This is a genomic window from Sporomusa intestinalis (assembly GCF_055383785.1).
In genome coordinates this window covers 4,161,870-4,181,426 of sequence record NZ_AP042390.1, presented here as the reverse complement: position 1 = coordinate 4,181,426, position 19,557 = coordinate 4,161,870, and the positions used below count along the sequence as shown (strand labels likewise).

Genomic DNA, 19,557 nt, shown 5'->3' with positions numbered 1-19,557 from the left:
AGCGTAAATATTCCTGATATTGGAGAAACTAGAGCGATGGACATTACTCTGTTTATTGATCAGATTGGCAAAAAATTTGGCCACAGGCTGTTATTTGCCAACCTTAGGGCCGAGGTAGCCAGCGGGCAGTGTCTGACGGTAACCGGTCCTAACGGTTCCGGTAAGTCCACCCTGCTGAAGATTATCGCCGGCCTGGTCCGGCCGAGTTCAGGGCAGATCAGACTGACGCCGGCTAATGGCCGTCCCCTGCGGGCGCCAGGCGCCTATACCGGTCTGGTATCGCCTGATCTGGCAATGTATGGCGCCCTGACCGGCATGGAGAATATTATTTTCTGGGCTAAGCTGCGGGGTATCGCCTGTTCACAGGCGGAAGCGGGCCGGTTGTGCCGCCGGCTGGGTCTGGGCGGGGCTGGCGATGAGCGGGTTGCCGCCTACTCCACCGGCATGCGGCAGCGGCTGAAACTGGCCGTACTGGCCGCGATCAACCCGCCGCTATGGCTGCTGGATGAACCGTCTTCCAACCTGGATGCCGGCGGCAGAACGCTGGTACAAGAACTGATTGCCGGCGCAGCCAGGCAGCAGGCTGCTATTGTGCTTGCTACCAACGAGGCGGAGGAGGCCCGTTATGGCAATACTAAAATCGAGCTTTAGCCAGCCGGTGTGGGCCGTGCTGGCCAAAGATGCGGTGTGTGAGCTGCGAACAAAGTATGCCGCCGCGGCCTTGGCGATGTTTGCCTTAACAACACTGGCCAGCGTCAGTATGGCCATCGCCGGCGCCGGCTTGCCGCCGGCCCTGGCGGCGGCTCTGCTGTGGGTCATCCTGTTTTTCTGTGCCATGAGCGGCTTAGCCCGGGTATTTGTGCAGGAGCAGGAGGCCGGCACCCTGACGGGGCTGCGGGTGTATGCCGCGGGCCAGGATGTTTTTTTCGGCAAGCTGTTGTTTAATCTGGCCCTGTTGCTTGGGCTGGCCTGCCTGGTAGTGCCGCTGTTTATCATTTTTTTCGGGATTGAGATACCGGGCTGGCCGGCTTTGCTGGCCGTACTGGCCTTAGGCTGCGCCGGTATAGCGGCTGTGTCCACGCTGACAGCGGCGATGGTTATGTATGCCGAGGGCAAGCAGGCTATTTTTACCGTGCTGACTTTTCCGGTACTGCTGCCGCAGTTTTTAAGCTCTATCAGTCTGACTGCCGGGATATTGTCCGGTACAGACCCCGCCTTCAGCAGCCTGGTGTTTATGGCTGGTTACGATGCGGCTGTTGTGGCCGCCGGCGTACTTTTGTTTGATTACCTTTGGCACGATTAGGAGGATGTATGAAGCTTAGATTAGCTGCAACATTACTGGCAATATGGCTGGCCGGCGTGGCCTGGGCCGTGTTTTATCTGGTGCCGCCGGCCGCCGGCCTGGGTTATCTGGTCCGGCTGGCGTTTTTTCACATTCCGGCGGCGTGGGTGTCGGTGCTGGCCTTTCTGGTAGCGGCTGTGGCCGCCGGTTTGTATGTGCGAACAGGCAAGGGCAGCTACGATGATCTGAGTGACTGCTCGGTCCGGCTGGGATTCGGTTTTTGCCTGCTGGCGACAGTCAGCGGGGCTGTTTTTGCCAAGCTGACCTGGGGTGCCTATTGGAATTGGGACCCCCGGCAGACGACCGTGTTTGCCCTGCTGCTGATCTATGGCGCTTATCTCGCCCTCCGGCTGGCCATTGCCGACGAGGAGCGGCGGGCTGCCGTGAGTGCAGTGTACGCGCTGCTGTCGTTTGTGACCGTCCCCTTTTTAGTCTTTATTATTCCGCGTCTGTATTTTTCACTGCATCCCGAGCCGATCCTGAACAGCGCGGGCACGGTGGCGATGGAACCGGTTATGCTGGCGGTGCTGCTGGCGGCGCTGGCCGGGGGGACTGCGCTGTACGGCCTGCTGCTGGTCCGCGGCGTGGCCCGGAGAACGGGGCTGCCGCTGTGAAAAAATCCCGTCTGCTCTGCCTGGCAGTCATTGCCGGCTTTATTGCCTACAGTGTTTTTGCCTTTCAACACGCAGTCACGCCTTATGTGACCTTTGCCCAGGCGAAAGGTGCCCCCAATACGGTTCAGGTTAAAGGCACCCTGGCCGTTCCGGCCATAACCCCTATTGACGGCGGCCGGTCCATTCTTTTTATCCTGCGCGATGATGCCGGGGAAGAAGTCCCGGTGGTGTACCGGGGGGCAAGGCCTGAGGGACTGGAACAGGCGACCGGGGTGGTGGCGGTCGGCCAATACAGCAACGGGCAGTTTCTGGCAGACCGGCTGCTGGTCAAATGTCCGTCAAAATACCATAGGAGTGAAGACAAATGATTGGTTATGGTGCAGTGGTGCTGGCGCTGCTGAGTGCGTTGCTGGCGACTGTCTGCTATTCAGTAGTGGCGAGTCATCGCCAGGCAGGCCGGCGGACCCTGGCCGGCAATGCCCGGCTTTTATACTGCCTGTCGGCCGGATTGATTGGCGTGGCGGCTGCGTATTTATTATATCTGCTCGTAAACAGCCGCTTTGATTACGCCTATGTGTTCAGTTATTCCTCCCAGGCTTTGCCGCTGGTCTACAAGGTGTCCGCCTTCTGGGCGGGCCAGGAAGGCTCTTTTCTGCTCTGGCTGGTGCTGCATGCCTTGTTTGGCCTGGTGCTCCTGACCAGGCGTGCCCCGGCGCCGGTCATGGCGGTCTACAGTGTGATCCAGGCCGTTTTGCTTGGGCTGCTGCTGGTCAAGAGCCCGTTTATGATGCTGGCTGAACCAAGGCTGGACGGCGCCGGTCTTAATCCGCTGCTGCAGGATCCCTGGATGGTGATTCATCCGCCGGTCCTGTTTATCGGCTATGCGGCCCTGGCGGTGCCGTTTGCCTATGGGCTGGGGGCGATGCTGGCCGGGCGGCATCAGGAGTGGCTTGATACAGCCGCCGCCTGGACGCTGGTGGCGTTGTCCACCCTGGGGGCCGGCATGTTTATCGGTGGTTTCTGGGCGTACAAGGTATTGGGCTGGGGCGGCTACTGGGCCTGGGACCCGGTAGAGAACTCCTCCCTGGTGCCCTGGCTGGCCGCCGGGGCCCTGGCTCATCTGCTGGTCATGGCCAGGGTGCGGGCGGGTGCTGTGAAACAGGCCTATGCCGGGGTCATTGCCAGTTTTGTCCTGGTACTGTATGGGACGTTCCTTACCCGCAGCGGGGTGTTAAGTGATTTTTCTACGCACTCGTTTGCCGATGAGGGCCTGGGCGGCCTGTTGGGACTGACCGTACTCGGGACTCTGTTTGCGGCTTTTGTGGTGTATATTATTAAATGGCCGGAAATGCCGGCCGGCGAGTTGTATACCCGTCTTGACAGCCGGGAATTTGTCCTGGCCTTTACGGCCCTGCTGCTGGCCTTTTTTGCCGGTCTGGTGTTTGCCGGCATGTCTACGCCGCTGGTGACGCTGGCTTTGGGCAGCCCCAGCAGTGTCGGCAGCGACTTTTATAACCGGGTTACCCTGCCGCTGGCGGTAGCCGCCGGAGCGGCGCTGAGCGCCGGGATGCTGGTCAAATGGGGCGGCGGGGTTTATGGCGGCGGCCGCCGGTACTGGTGGCTCGGCCTGTTCATGGCAGCCGGACTGGCTGTAGCAGCCTGGCTGGGGTTGCGGCCGCCCCTGTTTATCGCGGTGCTGTGCCTGGCGGCAGCGGCGGTGGCGGCTAATGCCTACGCAGCCTTTAGCGGCAAAATATCGGGCGCGGCGGCCTGCAGCCATGCTGGCGTCGCGGTGCTGCTGGCCGGCATTATCGCCTCCGGCGGGGCCGGCCAGTCGGCCATGGTGAATTTTGTCCAGGGGCAGCCGCAGACCGTTTTTGGCCGGCAGGTCAGTTATGCCGGCACGGAAACTGATTTGCCGGCAACTGCGGTCTATTATAGCTTTCACGTGGGCGGTGCCGGGACGGTAAGGTCGGTGACCAAACTCAACCGGGAGGGGCTGCCGGCAGCGAGAGAACCGGGGATTTACCGGGGGCTGCTTGCCGACCTGTATATAGCTCCGGCTGCCGGCGAGGAGGGGGCGGCCGGGCCTGAACTGACGCTGTCCAGAGGCCAGTCTTTGCTGCACGAGGGAGTAAGCCTGCATTTTGTCCGGTTTGCGATGGCCGGTATGGACGGGGCTTCCGAGGTGCGGGTCCAGGCTTTAATCGAGGTGACGGCCGGTGACCGGACTGAACAAGTAAGACCTGAACTTACCAATCGCAATGGCCGCATTATCGGTTCGACCGTCACGGCCTTAGACCGGTATGAATTGCATATTACCGGCATCCGGCCGGGACAGGGCCAGGTCATGATCGAGCTTAAGGATCGTAATGCGCCGGGCGCGGCGGCCCTGGAGCAGCTGACGGCGGAAATCAGCCACAAACCACTCATAAACCTGGTCTGGCTGGGTGCCTTGCTGATTACCGCCGGCACTGGCTGGGCCGGAATGCACAGGCTGGCAGGACACAGCCAGCGTTTACAAAGGGGTCAAAGTCCTGTTGACAGGACTGTTGGGTAGAACCCGCTAGACTCTGATAATTCGTCCCAGGCGCTCAATACGCCGGGGCAGGCCAGCGAACTGGCTCATCAGGCTGTGGAAGCGCCAAGCGGGCGGCCGGCATTAACCAGTTCTAAGAGCATAAAAAGAAAGCCCTGTTCAGGGCTTTCTTTTTATGCTGGCGGGTACTGCAATCCTTACTGCTGCAGAAAGGTCATAAACTCCCGGCGTAGCCGGCGGCTGTCCCGCAGGCCCTGCCTGTAGGCAATTTTCGCCGACTGGCCGGACTCCAGCGACGTCAGCGCCTCAAAATCCATGACGAAACCGGTCATTTGCGGATACTGGCTTTTCAGCACCCGGGCCAGACCCAGCAGCCGGTCCAGGGCGGCGCCGACTTCCCTGACCGTCCGGCTGTAGCCGGCATCCTCCGTGCCGGCCAGGGTGAGGATATCTTCGACCCTGGTAATAATATACTGATCAAAAGCCTGGTTTGCCATCCCTTTCAGCCCGTCCCGGCCTGTGCGGCCATCCCGCCGGCGCCGGGGACCGAACCGGCAGAGCGGCCGCCGGCGGGGCCTGGCGGTGTGAGCGGTTGACCTGAGCCGGGTTCCGTTTTTGTCAAACACATATATACCCCCTATATTGAGGCTGGGGCAGGAGGCTGCAGGGCAGCGCTGCCGCCAGCTGGTTACAGGGGGAAATTAAAGCGCATGCGAGGTTGTGGCCTACACATGCGCTTATGCTTCAATGGCTGCTAAATCCCCAGGCCCAATAAGCCCCGGCTATGGCCGGTCCGGCTGCTGACAACTGGCGGGTGAGGAGGGGATGAATGTGTTGCTGCGTCTGTGTCGCACTCACAGCCCGGTGCCTGCGGCCATATCCCTTGTACCCCCGCGCCTCCCCCGGCTTGTGCTGGGGCGAAAGCCCGGTGTATAATAGAAATGTCGTCGTGGACAGCTTGCTGTTACGTGTAGGTGCTGCTTTCACCTTGCGCGGGCCTGAAAGTGCTGGTAACACTTGCAGGTCACGGCGACTTTAATTTCCACCTATTTCTAATTATAGCCTGTTTCCGGGGAATTGCAAGCAGAGTAAGGGGTCTGCCAGGGATTTTTTCTGACGGTATAGAGGAAATGCCGTGCCAGCGGTTTTTTTCATATAATAGAAATTTATAAATTTTGAGAGGCTGAAAGTCCTTATAAAATAAGGAGAACCAAGGTAAATGCCCAGCTTGAGCAAAGACGGCGCCCCCCGTAACCCCGATAGCCCCCCGGCCCTTTGCCGGAAAAAGCGTTCCGCAGGAGAAAAGCCGGGCGGTATGCCGTTAAAAAAATCCGTACTGTTTGAGCGGAGCGAGTTTCGGATTTTAGGAATACCGCCCGGCTTTTCAGCTTTTGGAGGCTTCGGGCCTAGACTTTTTGCTTACTTTTGTGGCGATGACAAAAGTAAGACACGGCCCTTGCATTCCAGATCAACTGATGTGTGCAAAAAGGCTAATTGAAGATTTTCCCTGACCGGTTGCATATTTTTTAATCTGTGGGTATAATATAAGAAAAGGACTGACGTGCTTGCAACACGCCAGCCCCACAGGGTGTCTAACCGAACGGTTAGCCTAAAGTAAGAGTTATTAAGAAATAACCGCGGACCTTGGCTAGGAAGCGGTTATTTCTTTTTTATGATCAAAACAACGAGTGTTGCAAATGCAATCATGAGATACATTGCCTCAAACATTGTCATCACACCACCTCCTTCTAAAAAGGAAGTGGCTAACCGCTCCTCGACAACCTGTTACGCTAATTATAGCATATTCTGCCAGAACAAAAGCGTTTTTTTATCTGATTGTTATCACGGCTTACTGCCGCCTGCATCGAATGAGGGCGGCCTTTTATTTTTCCTGCCGGGACAACACAAGGGGCCGGTTCTCCCGTGCTTTATGCCTTGCGGACAATAGCAAAACCAATACCTGTACTGTTAAGAAATAGCTATAAGCAACCCTCATTCCCGTTATCGTCAAGGCCGCGCCGGTATTTTTCTTATTTGTTTTAGCTGCCCCAGTGTATAAACAATGACCGGTTTGGCAAGCTATATGGTAAACAGGCCTGCAAGTCTGCAGCCGTGACCGGAGGGGTGGCTTGAGTGGGATGGAAAAAATATCTGGAAAAGAACAGCCTTAAGCTGCTGCTGCTGGGCGCTTTGGCCGCGGTGGCGGCCATGGCCGTCGCCGGCGGCGGGATCGCCTATGCCGATAAGGCCTCGTTTTGCAGCAGCTGTCATTCCATGCAGTTCGCGGCCGCTACCTGGCAGGCCTCCAACCACCGCCAGTTTAGCTGCGGCGACTGTCATCTGCCGCAGGAGAATATGGTGGAGAAGCTGATCGTTAAAAATCAGACCGGCATACATGACACGTATCATGAATTTTTGCGTGATTATCCTGACACCATCCGGCTGAGTGCCGGAGGCCGGGCTATTGTCGAACGCAACTGCCTGCGCTGCCATGCTTATACTGTGGCCAACACGGCCATGGCCGCCGGCGGGCAGTCCTGTACGAAATGCCATCAGGGGTTGATCCACAACCGGCTTGTTGTTAAGGAGGGTGTTCGTGTTGAATAGGGTTCAGAAACTGCTTATCGCTTTTTTAGCGCTAATTGTTGTCTTTACCGGGGTTGTGCTCTGCCGGGTATGGGTGTTTAAACCCCAGTCGGCAGTCAAGCTTGTTAAAATTCCGGCCGGCGAATATGACACGGCCGTATGGGGCAAAAACTACCCGCTGCAGTATGCCGGCTATCAGAAGAATCTGGAGATGGCGCCGTCCCCGACCGGCTATGGCGGCAGTATGAAAGTGCAAAAAGCGGCGATGCAGCCGGAATTATATACTAATTTTAAAGGGAATCCGTTTAGCAAGGACTATACCGAGGACCGGGGCCATCCCTATGCGATGGAAGACTTGCGGGAGTCCAAACGGATTGGTCCGGCAGCCAAAGGGGCCTGCCTGACCTGCAAAACCCCTTATGTCGAACAGGCCTACCGGGAAATGGGCTGGGGGTTTGCCGCCAAGCCGCTCACGGAGCTGATGGATCAGGCCAAGCACCCGGTCAACTGTGCAAGCTGCCATGATCCGGAGACCATGGGGCTGCGGGTTATTAACCCGGCGTTTACCGAGGCTATGCAAAGGCGCGGTATTGACATCACCAAAGCCAGCCGGGAAGAAATGCGCAGCTATGTCTGCGCCCAGTGTCATTCGGAGTACTATTTCGAGCCAGGCACGTTTAAGGTGATTTTCCCCTGGGATAAAGGGCTGACGCCCCAGCAGATGTATGAGTATTACGCCACTAAGCCCAACGGTTTTGCCCAGGATTTTATCCATCCCGATTCTCAGGTGCCTGTGCTGAAAGCCCAGCATCCCGATTATGAGGAATGGCAAAACGGCGTGCATGGCAAGTTTGGCGTTTCCTGTGCCGACTGCCATATGCCCTATATGCGCAGCAACGGCCAGAAATATACCTCCCACTGGATCACCAGCCCGCTTAAAACCCTGGATGAATCCTGCTCGCCCTGCCACAATCAGGGCACGGAGCTGTTATTCAGCCAGGTAAAGGCCTATCAGGATAACGTGTGGCAGCTCCAGCATACGGCCGGCCTTAAAATTGCCCGGGCTCACGGGGCCATTCAACAGGCCGGCGCCGGCACTGTCGTCAGTCAGGCGGAACTGACCAACGCCCGCGAGCTGCTGCGGCAGGCCCAGTGGTACTGGGATTATGTGGCGGCCGCCAACAGCATGGGCTTCCACAATCCGGTGCAGGAGCTTAACACCCTGGGCCAGGCGATTGATTTGGCCCATCAGGCCATTGATGCGGCGAATAAGGCGGCAGGCACCAACAGTTTGTAGGCAACAGGTTGCAGTTATCGCCGCAAGACACCAAAAAAGGCGCATGCCATGCGCCTTTTTTGGTGTCTCTGTTGGCTGCTATGTGTTTTTTCAGACCGGACAGCCGCCGAACGGAATCACCGAGGCCAGCAGCCTTTTGGCATAGTCGTTCTCAGCTTCAAACAGCCGGGCGATGGGAAGCTGCTCGACAATTTTTCCCTGATAAAGAAACAGCACCTGATCGCACAGATTCGCAACGGTCTGTAAATCGTGAGCGATAAACAGATAGGTCAGATTCAGTTCGGTTTTCAGCTGTCTGAGCAATTCCACGACCTGAGCCTGCACCGATACGTCCAGAGAACTGAGCGCTTCATCCAGCACAATAAACCGTGGTTGGGTGGAAATCGCCCGGGCCAGGCATACCCGCTGCAATTGTCCGCCGCTGAGTTCATGCGGGTAGCGGCCTGCCAGACCGGCAGGCAGGCCGACCCGGTCCAGCAAGTCCGCCACCCGGGCGCCGGCGGCCGTTTTATCCAGACGGAACAGTGGCTCGGCAATCACCTCCGCCACCGTGAACCGGGGATTGGCCGAGGTAGTATAATCCTGAAAGACCACGCTCATCTGCCCCGGCCAGTTCTGACACCAGTCCCGCAGCCGGCGTCCTTCCATCAGGATTTCGCCGCTGTCCGGTTTCTCTATGCCGAGCAGCAGCCGGGCCAGAGTGCTTTTACCACTGCCGCTTTCACCGATCAGGCCGACGCAGTCGCCCTGCCGGACGGAAAAAGAAATCCCTTGTAAAATCATTTGCCGTTCCCGGGCAAACAGGCCGCCTGACTTCAGATAGCTTTTAAAAATATGGTTGACTGTCAGCATGATTCACGGCGCCTCCCTGCCCTAGCGTCGCGGAAAGCCTGTGTCAGCGCAATCCGGGTCGCGACCAGATAGCGGGTATACTCATGCTGCGGATTGGTAAAGACCTGCTCCGCAGCACCGTATTCGACCCGTTGGCCGGCTTTCATCACCAGCACCTGCTGCGCCAGCCTTTGTACGACTCCCAGGTCGTGTGAAATGAAAATAATCGCGCTGCCGGTTATTTCCCGCAGCCGCTGAAATTCCGCCACTACCTCGGCCTGGTTGATGGAATCCAGCGCGGTTGTTGGTTCATCGGCAATGACGATATCCGGCTCTACCGCCAGCGCCAGCGCCACCATGCAGCGCTGCAGCATGCCGCCTGACAGCTGATGCGGATATTGGCCGCTGACTTTTTCCGGCTGACGGATGCACATTTTTGCCAGTGCCGTTAAGGCCACCGCTTTGGCCTGCTGTTTGTCATAGCCTCTTGCCCCAACCAGGGTTTCCTGCAGCTGACTGCCGATAGTGCATAAGGGATCAAACGCGGTCATGGCATCCTGCAGGATCATGCAGATCCGTCTGGCCCGGATCCGGCGCAAAGTCTCCTCCGGCAGGGTCAGCAGGTCGCTGCCGGCAAACTGCGCGCTGCCCGCGGTTTGCAGCCAGGGATTAGCCAGGCCGATCAAGGACTTGCAGGCCACCGACTTGCCGCTGCCGCTTTCGCCGACAATGCCCAGGCAAGTGTTGGCCTGCAGCTCAAAATTCACATTCTCCACCAGCATCTCGCCTGTACGCCGGTCATAAACCGTTAAATTTCGCACCTCAAGCAAATTCATTTCGTCACCACCCGGCGGCGGCTGTATTTCGGATCCAGGGCGTCGCGGATGCTGTCCCCCAGAAAGTTAAACGCCGCCACCACGATCAAAATAGCCAGTCCCGGCGCCAGCATCTGCCACGGATGCGTAATCATAACATTTTTGGCTTCATTCAGCATCATGCCCCATTCCGGTGTTGGCGCCTGTACTCCCAGCCCCAGAAACGAGAGGGCCGAAATACTTAAAATCACCCAGCCGGTATCCAGGGTTGCCAGTACAATAATGTCGCTGAAAACCCCGGGCAATAAATGTTTGCGCATAATGTGGCCGGTGCCGCAGCCGGCAATTTTGGCGAAACGGACATAGTTTTGATCCGTATAACGGATAACCAGCGACCGGATCATCCGCGTATACCAGGCCCATTTGGCGGCAATGTTGGCCACTACCACATTGGTCAGGCCCGGCCCCAGCATGCCGACAATCGCCAGAATCATCACCTCGCTGGGAAAAGACAGCAGAACATCGCACAGCCGCATGACCGTTTCATCAACACGGCCGCGAAAAAAGCCCGCCGCCAATCCCAGCAGGGTGCCGATGCCCAGGGTTGCCAGCATTGTTGCCAGCGCCAGCCCCACGGTAGTCTGAATGCCGTATAACAGCCGCGACAGCACACAGCGCCCCAGTTGGTCGGTTCCCAGCGGATATTGCCAGCTGACTGGCGCATATTTTGCCGCGACATTCAGTTTAAGAGGGTCATGCGGAGCGGCGACCGGAGCCAGCGCTCCGAGCAGCAGCACGCCGGCAATGACCGCCAGGCACAGCATAGCCAGTTTATCCTGTTTTAGGCGTTGCCAGAAAATCATCCTACTCCTCCTGCCTGATACGCGGATCCAGGACCGCGCTTACCAGATCGACCAGAAAATTGCAAATCACAAACAGCGTTGCCATTAACAGCACATAAGCCTGAATAACCGGATAGTCCCGGTTGAAAATCGCGGTAACGCACAGCCGGCCGATTCCCGGCCAGGCAAAAATATTTTCAATAATCACGGTTCCGGCAATCAGCTTGGGAATCGACATGCCAAACGCGGTCAGCGATGACTGCAGCGAATTCTTCAGTATGTGCCGGTTGACGGCCCGGCTGCTCAAGCCGCGGGCCCGCGCATAAAGGACATAGTTTTCCTGCTTGTTTTCGATCATCGTATTGCGAAGCAGGCGGATATAAGTGGCGATATACACCAGCGACATGGTGACTGCCGGCAGTACGACCGAGCTAAAGCCGGTCATGCCGCTGGTGGGAAACCAGTCCAGCTTCACCGCAAACAGCCACATAAGCAGCAGACCGGCCCAGAAACTGGGCATAGCTGTTCCAAAAAACACCAGTCCTCTGATGAGTTTATCGCCAAGGCTGCCTTCATAGACGGCGCAGAACACGCCGGCGGCGACACTGACAGCCACAACGATGACCAGCGTCGCCGCCGAAAGCAGCAGGGTTGCCGGCAACGCCTGGCTGATTTCGGCAAATACCGGCTTTTTGCTGACAAAACTCTTGCCAAAATCGCCCTGAACCGATGCGGTCAGCCAGTCCTTATAGCGGATCAAAAAAGGTTTGTCCAGCCCCAGCTCTGCCCGCATGGCGGCAACCACCTCGGGCGTCGGCGTAATTTCGTTGACCCGCAGGGCAACTTCAGCCGGATCACTGGGGCTGAGGCTAATTAATAAAAACGCCAGCAAGGATATCCCGATTAAAAGCGGGAACATCCCGAGGGCGCGTCTCAGCAGATATTTTTCATCCATACCTCCGGATACAAACGCAAGGAACACCGTAGGGGCAGGTGTTCCTTGCGGCCGCCAGGCTCCTTATTGGAAATACATTTTTTCAAAAGCGATCTCAAACTGCGAGGGATTGAACTCCACCCCTTGCAGTGCGGGAACATGCACCGCCTTGATCCGGGAATAAGTCAGCGGCAGATAGACGGCTTCCTGATGGACATAGGTCAGGATCTCATTATACAATTGCTGCCGTTTATCTTTATCCTGTTCGCTGAGAATTTTCCCGATTGAGTCATCCAGCCAGGCTTTTTTCGCGACTCCCTTTTGGGCCTGATAGTCGCCATGGGCCGGAATCCGCCAGGACGACACATAAGTATGCGGGTCATACGGCAGCCCCCAGGACTGGGAATACTGCAAATCAAAATCGCCGCTTTTTTGCCGGTCAAAAAACGCCTGCTTCTCTTCTCCCAGGACATGCAATTTGACGCCGATGGCCTTCAGATTGCCCTGGATAAACTCGCTGATCGTGCGTTCCTGGGCATTGTTGGAATTAAAGGAGATGGTCACCTCGCACAACTGGCCGTTTTTATAGTGATATCCGTCCGGTCCCGGAACCCAGCCGGCGGCGTCCATCAGCTGCCTGGCCTTTTCCGGATCATAAGAGCGGGCCGCCAGCGGCACATTGCAGTAAGGAACGGTCGACGCCAGCAGCGTGTCGGCAATGACTTCGGTGCCGTTTAGAATCCCTTCTGCGATCTGCTTTTTGTCAACTGCATACTGGAAAGCCTCGCGCACTCGCAAATCCGCGGTTACCGGCCGGGATGAATTCAGCAAAATCGACCGGGAGCCGATCGGATGGCTTAAAACCGCCTTGTATTTTCCTTCCTGTTGCAGCGCTTTAAAGGAGTCAAGATCAATCATGTCGCCATCGGAGCCGAATAATAAGTCAATCTCACCCTTCTGCAGCGCCAGCAGGATTGTCTGATGATCAGGCATCACCTTCCAGCGCACCGCTGCAATGCGGGGCTTTGTCCCCCAGTAATTGGCGTTGGCGGTAAAAATCGCATATTGGTTATCTTTATGCTCGCTCAAAATCCACGGTCCGGTGCCGACAAATTCGTTGACACCATCCTTCGTCGCGCCATTGATAAAGCTTTGGGGTGAAATAAACCGGAAAGGCCGGGTCAGCCCCAGTTCTTCCAGCAGCGGATAATACGGCTGCTTCAGCACCAGTTTGTAGGTGAACTCATCCAGGACTTCGCCATGATCAATCTGCTGCACCATTTCCAGCCAGGCATGCCGCTTGCCATTGGCCAGTACGGCATCGATATTCAGCTTGACGGCCTGGGCGTTAAACGGCGTACCGTCGCTAAATCTGACATCCTGGCGCAAGTGGAAGGTATACTCCCTGCCATCCGGCGAAATATCCCATTTCTCGGCCAGCCACGGCTTGACGCCTGCGGCCGTGTTGATGACCAGCGGTTCAAACACCATATTCTGGGCGGCCAGTTCACCGCCGTATAAGTGGGGATTAATATTGCGGATATCCTTGGTGCTGGCATACACCAGTTCGGTCTTCGCGGCTTGACTGCCGTCCTGGCCGCCGCAGCCCGCCACGGCCAGAGCCATCAGCCCTATCAATAAAAACACCAGTATTTTTCCCAATCGCAACGGAATGCCTCCTTTGTTGTGTTGGGCCGGCAATACCAGGGGCAATTGGTATTGATAGCCATTATTAATCTTACTAAATAGTAACATTCTTATTAATGGCTTGTCAATCGGTTATCGACAACAGGCGGGGGACAAATTAAAGGGGATGTCGTGTTAATGAGCTTATAAAAAACAAAGACGGCAACCGGTAGCCGGAAGCCGTTCTTTGAAAAACGCCCCTTTTTTGCCAAATTTGTATAGATATGATGGAAGGATGATGGAAAAAAATGGCGAAATATTATATATGTGGAAAAAAACAGGAAATAGGACTTGGCCACAGCGGTTCTGCCGCTAAGGCCAAATAAGGGCAACAGTGTTTACCCGGCGACAAAGATTAAGTTAGACAGGGGATAGGGCAAAATGATTCCAGAATCTGTGGCTAAACGGACGTATCTGCTGACGACGGTTATGTTTACGGTACTGATGCTTTTTTTTGTATACCGGAATGCAGAAATGATGAAAGAGCAAATTTTTCAGCAAAAAGAGCATGAATTATTGCTGCTCGCCGTTTATTTAGACCAGCAGATGCCCCGGTCTGCAGCCGGGCTGTTGCAGGACAAGACCGTACGCAAGCTGTCCCAGGCAGAAAAATTACGGTTATTGAACCCTCAGCTGCAGGCGGTTTTGGTCGAAGCGGGCCAGACCTTTAAGCATTGCGGCCTGGGTTATGGAATCAAGGATGAAAGGCTTGCCGTCTATCCGTCCAGACCGGATATCCTGAACCGGCCCTTTGCCGCTGCCGGTTTGGCGGCCATCGAGCAAGCTTATGCGACCAAAAGGCCGGTTACCTTTACCAATGACCGCAATACGCTGTGGAATCAACCGACCCTCAGCGTTTTATATCCCCATGTGGTGGACGGCGAGGTCGCCTGGTTTACCTGGACCAATGCGAGAGTGGAATATGTAAACAGCACGTTCATGGCTGCCCTCTGGCAATCAGGGGCGACTTTCTTTTTATTATGGGTGGGGGCCATGCTGATTTTGCGCTATACCTTCCGCCAGTTTGATACCTTGCTTGGTAATGTAGCCAGGCAGGTGGTAGCCAAAAACGACAGTCCCGAGCAGCTCCGGCAATTTCCCGAGCTGGCGCCGCTGCTGGCTGCCGTCACCTCCCTGCGCAAAGGGCTGGAACAGGAGTGTGCCGCCAAAACGCAACTGAACCATGCGCTGGCATTGTTAAACCAGCAGCAAATCATATTTAAAATTTTTTTCACCAGGAATCTGGCGCCAATGGCCATCGTCCGCCAGACAGACCTGATGATCCTGGATGTGAATTACGCAGCCGAGCAGCTTATGCAGGCCGGGCGGCAGGACATTACAGGCCGCACCGTAAGCGAGCTGGATTTCGGCAATGCCGATTCGCCCACCACCATCGCCCGGCTGACCGAGCTGCAGGCGAACGGCTATACGGCCGGCCTGGTTGAGTTCAGAACGCTGGCCGGTGACAACCGTTACGGCATAATCTCGGTGATCAGGACCGAATATTGTGAGGAGGAGCAGTATTTAATCACCCTCATTGATATCACCGAGCAGCGGTTGAGTGAGGAACGGTTTTTGAAAGCCTTTCATGCCAATCCGCTGATGATGTATATTGTTTCCCTCCAGGACTGGAAGATTCTCGCTGTGAATCAGGCCTATTTAACGGCGCTGAACCGGACATATGAGGAGGTGGTAGGGAAAACCTCGGATCAGATTTCCCTGTGGAAAGACGAGGGCTGTTTGCAGCAGCTGCGCAGCCATATCCTCCACCAGCAGGGCAAATGCCAGAATCACGAGGTGGATATCGTGACAAATAACAAGGAAGTCCGGACGGTGCTGTTTTCCAGTGAGGTGATCTCGCTGGAGGATGAACAGTGCCTGCTGGGCATGTTTACCGATATTACCGATATAAAACGCTATAAATATGAAATGGCCCGTCTCGACCGCCTGGACATCGTCGGGGAGATGGCGGCCGGCATCGGTCACGAGGTGCGCAATCCCATGACCACAGTCCGCGGTTATTTGCAGATCTTCCAGCGTAAAGCCGAACTGGCCAAATATCATTCCCAGATCGCTACTATGATTGAGGAAATCGACCGGGCCAATGCGATTATTACCGAGTTTTTATCGCTGGCCAAAAATAAGAAGATTGAGATCCGCCGGGCCAATCTTAATGCCATTATCCAGGCGCTTGCGCCCCTGCTGCAGGCCGACGCGCTGCGCCGAGGCCATGATCTGCGGCTGGAGCTGGCCGACCTGCCGGATTTTGATTTTGATGAGAATGAAATCAGGCAGCTGATTGTTAATTTGGTCCGTAATGGCCTGGAAGCCATGACCGACAGCGGGCTGGTGACAATCAGCACGGCTGTCAGCAGGGCGGCAATCGAGCTTACGATCACCGACCAGGGGGGGGGCATAGCGCCGGCCATTCTGGAGAAAATCGGCATACCTTTTGTGACGACCAAGGATGAGGGAACCGGGCTGGGACTGCCTGTCTGTTACCGGATTGCCGCGCGGCACCAGGCGGAGATCTACGTACAGTCAAGCCCGGCCGGCACATCGGTTCGGATTGTTTTTGCCGTTGGTACGGACCAACCGGTCAGGGCAGGCAGGTCTGGTGCGTAAAGTCTGCTGTTTCGATCTGGATCGTGGTATGGTTAATTTGAAACCGGTCCCGGATGAGGCAAATGGCGGCCTCCAGGATCACCTGGGAGTCCTTGTCCGCCGCAATGACCAGATGGCAGGTGAGTGAGTCCAGACCGGAGGTAATGGTCCAGATATGCAAATCATGGACATCCCTGACGCCGTCAATCGTGCGCAGGGACGCTTTTACCTCCTCCCAGTTGATGGTTGGGGGGGTTCCCTCCAGCAGTACGTTGACTGATTCATTGATTACAGCCCAGGCACTGCGCAGGATCAGCAGGGACACAATAACACTGATAACCGGATCGGCCCAGTACCAGGAGAAAAAGTACATGCATAAGCCGGCGACAATAGCCCCGACCGAACCCAGCGCGTCGCCGAGAATATGGAGATAGGCGCTGCGGAGATTGATGCTTTGCTCCATATCTCCCTGCCGGGTCAGGACCCGGGCGCTGAGCAGGTTGGCCAGCAGGCCGATGCCCGCAATCCCTATCATATAGCCGCTGTTGACCAGGGGCGGGGCAAAAAAGCGTTCATAGGCCTCCCAGACAATAAAACCGGCGATGGCAAACAGGGTCAAGCCGTTAAAAAATGCTGCCAGAATCTCAAAGCGGTAAAAGCCATAGGTTTTTTTCGGTGACGGCGGTTTCAGCGCCAGCATGGCGGCAAACAGGCTTAACCCCAGGGAGGTTGTGTCACTGAGCATGTGGCCGGCGTCGGAGAGCAGGGCCAGACTGTTGGTAAACAGCCCGCCGAAAAATTCCAGAATCATAATGCCGGCGGTAATAAGCAGCGATGTTGTCAGCGCGGCCAGATTGTTTTTTCCCTGGGCGTGCCCGCCCTGGCTGTGGCTGTGATGTTGGTGATGCCCCATACTGTTGCCTCCTTGTATTAAAGTATTTACGGTGTTTCACAACAACTTTGTCTGATGAGGTACGTTTATGAAACTTGATACAGTACGTGCTACTGTCGCTATGGCCGATAAAATCGGATATATCCATGCAAAATCTTGGCAAGCGGCCTATAAAGGGATTGTCCCTGCTGAATTTTTGGATACATTTACTTCTGAAAAACGTGCAGATATCTTTCGTAAGGTGATTCCGACGCGGTCAGAAGAATTCTATCTTTTCAGTAGGGACACTCAACCCATTGGGATGGCGATTCTTAGGAAAGCCCGCGATGAGGACTTACCGGATACTACGGGTGAAATCAGCGCAATATATTTCCTCCCTGACTCGTGGGGAACGGGCTATTCGGATCAAGCCATTTCGTTTTGCCTTACCCGCTTGCGTGAACTCGGCTGCATGCAGGTTATCCTTTGGGTACTCGAAGCGAATCAGAGAGCCTGTCGGTTTTACGAAAAGAGCGGCTTCCACTTTGATGGCTCAAAAAAAGAAATTAACATTGGAAAACCACTGATCGAAATTCGCTATTCTTTCACTTTTCCTGCTTGATTTTTTATAGTAATCTTATTACCTATGTTTGTTAATATTCCCCGGTTTTTCAGCACAATGTGCGGAAGCCGGGCAAATCCGCAGGACCAAAAATCCGCCGTTCCGTAGTCACCGGAATAACGGCGGATTTTTTGCTCCCGCGGAACTTATATAACATCCATGGCTTTGCCAAAGGGAGAGAAAGCGTTATCCCAAGATACAGGCGTTACGTTTTTTACTGCTTTGTTTGCGACCAGCCAAAGCCGGTCAGGCTAATTTGAATTTGGCGACCGCAGCCTGCAGTTCACCGGCCACCTGGCTAAGCGAGGCGGCATTGGCCGTGATTTCTTCGACCGAGGCGTTAACCTCCTCGGCGCTGGCGGCCGTTGTTTCGGTGGCGGCTGCCGCCTGTTCGGTCACGGCGGCCACATTCTGGACCACCTCTTTCAGGGCATTGGCGGCCTGGGCCTGCTGCCCGGCCAGCTGCGTGACCGCAGTAACTTTATTCACCGTGGCCGCAATGTGGTCGTTGATATCGCTAAAGCTGGCGTTCGCCTCATGGATCGTTGTCACCCCGTTGGCCACTGCGCTTGTCGCTTTGCCTGACTCGCTGACAACCTTGTCGATATCAGTCAGCATATCATGGATAATTGTTTCAATCTGGGCGGAGGCCTGGCTGGATTGTTCGGCCAGCTTCCGCACTTCCTCGGCCACCACCGCAAAGCCGCGGCCGTGCTCGCCGGCCCGGGCGGCCTCAATGGCGGCATTCAGGGCCAGCAGGTTCGTCTGGCCGGCAATGGCGTTAATCATCTCCACAATGTCTCTTACCTGCTGGGATTTTGTACTGAGATTACCGGCCAGGCCGGCATTAATCTGTGTAGTGTCGGCAATGCCCTGAATAACATCGGTGGCCCGGTGAATGGCGGTCTGACCTTTGGCCGCCGCTGTGCCGATAGACTGGGCATTTTGATTTAATAGCTGCATTTCCTGGGTAACCGCCCCTGACAGCTCACTGAGCTCGGCTGTCCGGCTGGCGGCATTTTGCATCATCCGGCCCGTTTCTTCCGTACCTTTGGCGATCTCGCCTGCGGTTTGGGCCACCTGGCCGACTGCCCGGCCCACTTCATCGGTAGAGGCGGCCAATTCTTCGCTGGCGGAAGCGATCAGCCGGGCATTGGTTTGTACTGTGCCGACAATATCCCGCAGATTTTCCGCCGTTACGTTAATCACAGCGGACAGCTGGCCGATTTCATCCTGTGACTTATTGTCAATGGCCAGGGTTAAGTCACCCTGGCCCAGACGGGATACCTCCCTGGCCATAGACGTAAGCGGCTGAAATAAACGGCCGACAATCAGCCAGGAGCCGATACCCACGATAATCAGGGCGGCGAGCAGGGCCAGGGCACTGCTCTGGATGCCGGAATAGATTCCGTTTAACATCTCCAGGTTGAAGGCTGCGTCGTGCCCGGAGGAACGATAGACAGTATACAACTGCAGTGCACTTACCAGTAATGTGGTGATAAGCAGGGATGAAAGCATAACCATAATTATTTTGTTTTTGATACTCATACTTCAGCACCTCCGACTATGCTGTATTGCTAATAATACATATAATCTTCGCTGGCTGGCAGCAATTACCTGCTGTCAATTTGTTAATTTTGACAGGAGTTGAAACTCAGACTTGCTCCGGTACAAGCCGGAGTTTGTTTTTGACTCAAGAGAACCGTCCCCGTGAGTCATCCGCGGCTGGAATAGTATGCTCAGTGCCTGCCGGTGCCGGTGATATGGGACTTTTGTCTTATTTCATAAAGTGGCATGAACAGGTAGAATAGAATAGAACGATTTTTCTTATTATTCTGTTGGTATTGCCAGGTGCTTTAGATAGAGAGGAAGGCTGGAGTATAAAGTTATCAAGGGTAAAGGAAAGGAGTTTGATGCGCAACCGTCTTCTAAGGGGCAAGTTAATTCAGTAACTGTTTCAAAAACGAGGAGGCA

Annotated in this window: 18 protein-coding genes; 9 read left to right on the top strand and 9 right to left on the bottom strand. The window is 55.6% G+C overall.

Features of this window, described 5'->3' with window-relative positions; genetic code table 11:
- Positions 1-36 precede the first annotated feature (36 nt).
- The 5 genes from ACZ481_RS19455 to ccsA (ACZ481_RS19435) are packed head-to-tail and all read left to right on the top strand — an operon-like array spanning position 37 to position 4,516.
- Positions 37-651, top strand: coding sequence for an ABC transporter ATP-binding protein (locus tag ACZ481_RS19455; protein WP_464766993.1), 615 nt, complete (start codon positions 37-39; stop codon positions 649-651).
- The gene (locus ACZ481_RS19450) at positions 626-1,303 is read left to right on the top strand and encodes a heme exporter protein CcmB (protein ID WP_464766992.1); all 678 of its coding nucleotides are present in this window, start codon (positions 626-628) and stop codon (positions 1,301-1,303) included. The genes ACZ481_RS19455 and ACZ481_RS19450 overlap by 26 nt, the downstream gene beginning before the upstream one ends.
- Positions 1,304-1,311: 8 nt before the next feature.
- Positions 1,312-1,956 (top strand): cytochrome c biogenesis protein CcsA, encoded by a 645-nt coding sequence (ccsA, locus tag ACZ481_RS19445; RefSeq protein WP_464766991.1) that lies wholly within the window; start codon positions 1,312-1,314, stop codon positions 1,954-1,956.
- Complete coding sequence (locus tag ACZ481_RS19440) at positions 1,953-2,324, top strand: cytochrome c maturation protein CcmE domain-containing protein (RefSeq protein WP_464766990.1); 372 nt, start codon at positions 1,953-1,955, stop codon at positions 2,322-2,324. Before ccsA (ACZ481_RS19445) ends, ACZ481_RS19440 begins: the two co-directional genes overlap by 4 nt.
- Complete coding sequence (ccsA, locus tag ACZ481_RS19435; RefSeq protein WP_464766989.1) at positions 2,321-4,516, top strand: cytochrome c biogenesis protein CcsA; 2,196 nt, start codon at positions 2,321-2,323, stop codon at positions 4,514-4,516. Before ACZ481_RS19440 ends, ccsA (ACZ481_RS19435) begins: the two co-directional genes overlap by 4 nt.
- Positions 4,517-4,692: 176 nt before the next feature.
- Here the strand turns inward: ccsA (ACZ481_RS19435) and ACZ481_RS19430 are convergent, their stop codons facing one another.
- Positions 4,693-5,121, bottom strand: coding sequence for a hypothetical protein (locus tag ACZ481_RS19430; protein ID WP_464766988.1), 429 nt, complete (start codon positions 5,119-5,121; stop codon positions 4,693-4,695).
- Between the two features lie 1,033 nt (positions 5,122-6,154).
- Positions 6,155-6,202, bottom strand: coding sequence for a hypothetical protein (locus ACZ481_RS19425; RefSeq protein ID WP_246589005.1), 48 nt, complete (start codon positions 6,200-6,202; stop codon positions 6,155-6,157).
- Positions 6,203-6,628: 426 nt separating this feature from the next.
- On the opposite strand from ACZ481_RS19425, the gene ACZ481_RS19420 reads away from it, so the two are divergent.
- The gene (locus ACZ481_RS19420; RefSeq protein WP_464766987.1) at positions 6,629-7,102 is read left to right on the top strand and encodes a cytochrome c3 family protein; all 474 of its coding nucleotides are present in this window, start codon (positions 6,629-6,631) and stop codon (positions 7,100-7,102) included.
- Positions 7,095-8,378, top strand: coding sequence for an ammonia-forming cytochrome c nitrite reductase subunit c552 (locus ACZ481_RS19415; protein ID WP_464770660.1), 1,284 nt, complete (start codon positions 7,095-7,097; stop codon positions 8,376-8,378). The genes ACZ481_RS19420 and ACZ481_RS19415 overlap by 8 nt, the downstream gene beginning before the upstream one ends.
- A gap of 90 nt (positions 8,379-8,468) precedes the next feature.
- On the opposite strand, the gene ACZ481_RS19410 is transcribed toward ACZ481_RS19415, so the two are convergent.
- From ACZ481_RS19410 to nikA, 5 genes are all read right to left on the bottom strand, one after another.
- Positions 8,469-9,230 carry an ABC transporter ATP-binding protein gene (locus tag ACZ481_RS19410; protein ID WP_464766986.1) on the bottom strand — a complete coding sequence of 254 codons (762 nt, stop codon included), beginning with the start codon at positions 9,228-9,230 and terminating at the stop codon, positions 8,469-8,471.
- Positions 9,224-10,045: an ABC transporter ATP-binding protein gene (locus tag ACZ481_RS19405; protein WP_464766985.1), complete on the bottom strand. Its 822-nt coding sequence runs from the start codon at positions 10,043-10,045 to the stop codon at positions 9,224-9,226. The genes ACZ481_RS19410 and ACZ481_RS19405 overlap by 7 nt, the downstream gene beginning before the upstream one ends.
- On the bottom strand, positions 10,042-10,887 hold the full coding sequence (gene opp1C, locus ACZ481_RS19400; RefSeq protein WP_464766984.1) for a nickel/cobalt ABC transporter permease: 846 nt from the start codon (positions 10,885-10,887) through the stop codon (positions 10,042-10,044). Before opp1C ends, ACZ481_RS19405 begins: the two co-directional genes overlap by 4 nt.
- A gap of 1 nt (position 10,888) precedes the next feature.
- The gene (gene opp1B / locus ACZ481_RS19395; RefSeq protein WP_464766983.1) at positions 10,889-11,821 is read right to left on the bottom strand and encodes a nickel/cobalt ABC transporter permease; all 933 of its coding nucleotides are present in this window, start codon (positions 11,819-11,821) and stop codon (positions 10,889-10,891) included.
- Between the two features lie 63 nt (positions 11,822-11,884).
- Positions 11,885-13,468, bottom strand: a complete 1,584-nt coding sequence (gene nikA, locus ACZ481_RS19390) for a nickel ABC transporter substrate-binding protein (RefSeq protein WP_464766982.1) — start codon at positions 13,466-13,468, stop codon at positions 11,885-11,887.
- Positions 13,469-13,867: 399 nt separating this feature from the next.
- Between nikA and ACZ481_RS19385 the strand changes: the two genes are divergently transcribed.
- Positions 13,868-16,111: an ATP-binding protein gene (locus ACZ481_RS19385; protein WP_464766981.1), complete on the top strand. Its 2,244-nt coding sequence runs from the start codon at positions 13,868-13,870 to the stop codon at positions 16,109-16,111.
- Here the strand turns inward: ACZ481_RS19385 and ACZ481_RS19380 are convergent.
- Entirely contained in the window at positions 16,086-17,003 is a 918-nt protein-coding gene (locus tag ACZ481_RS19380) for a cation diffusion facilitator family transporter (RefSeq protein ID WP_464766980.1), read from the bottom strand. The two genes, ACZ481_RS19385 and ACZ481_RS19380, sit on opposite strands and share 26 nt — an antisense overlap.
- Positions 17,004-17,070: 67 nt before the next feature.
- Here ACZ481_RS19380 and ACZ481_RS19375 point away from each other — a divergent pair, with 67 nt between their 5' ends.
- Positions 17,071-17,583, top strand: a complete 513-nt coding sequence (locus ACZ481_RS19375; RefSeq protein ID WP_464766979.1) for a GNAT family N-acetyltransferase — start codon at positions 17,071-17,073, stop codon at positions 17,581-17,583.
- A gap of 246 nt (positions 17,584-17,829) precedes the next feature.
- Here the strand turns inward: ACZ481_RS19375 and ACZ481_RS19370 are convergent, their stop codons facing one another.
- Complete coding sequence (locus ACZ481_RS19370; RefSeq protein WP_464766978.1) at positions 17,830-19,131, bottom strand: methyl-accepting chemotaxis protein; 1,302 nt, start codon at positions 19,129-19,131, stop codon at positions 17,830-17,832.
- Positions 19,132-19,557: the final 426 nt, after the last annotated feature.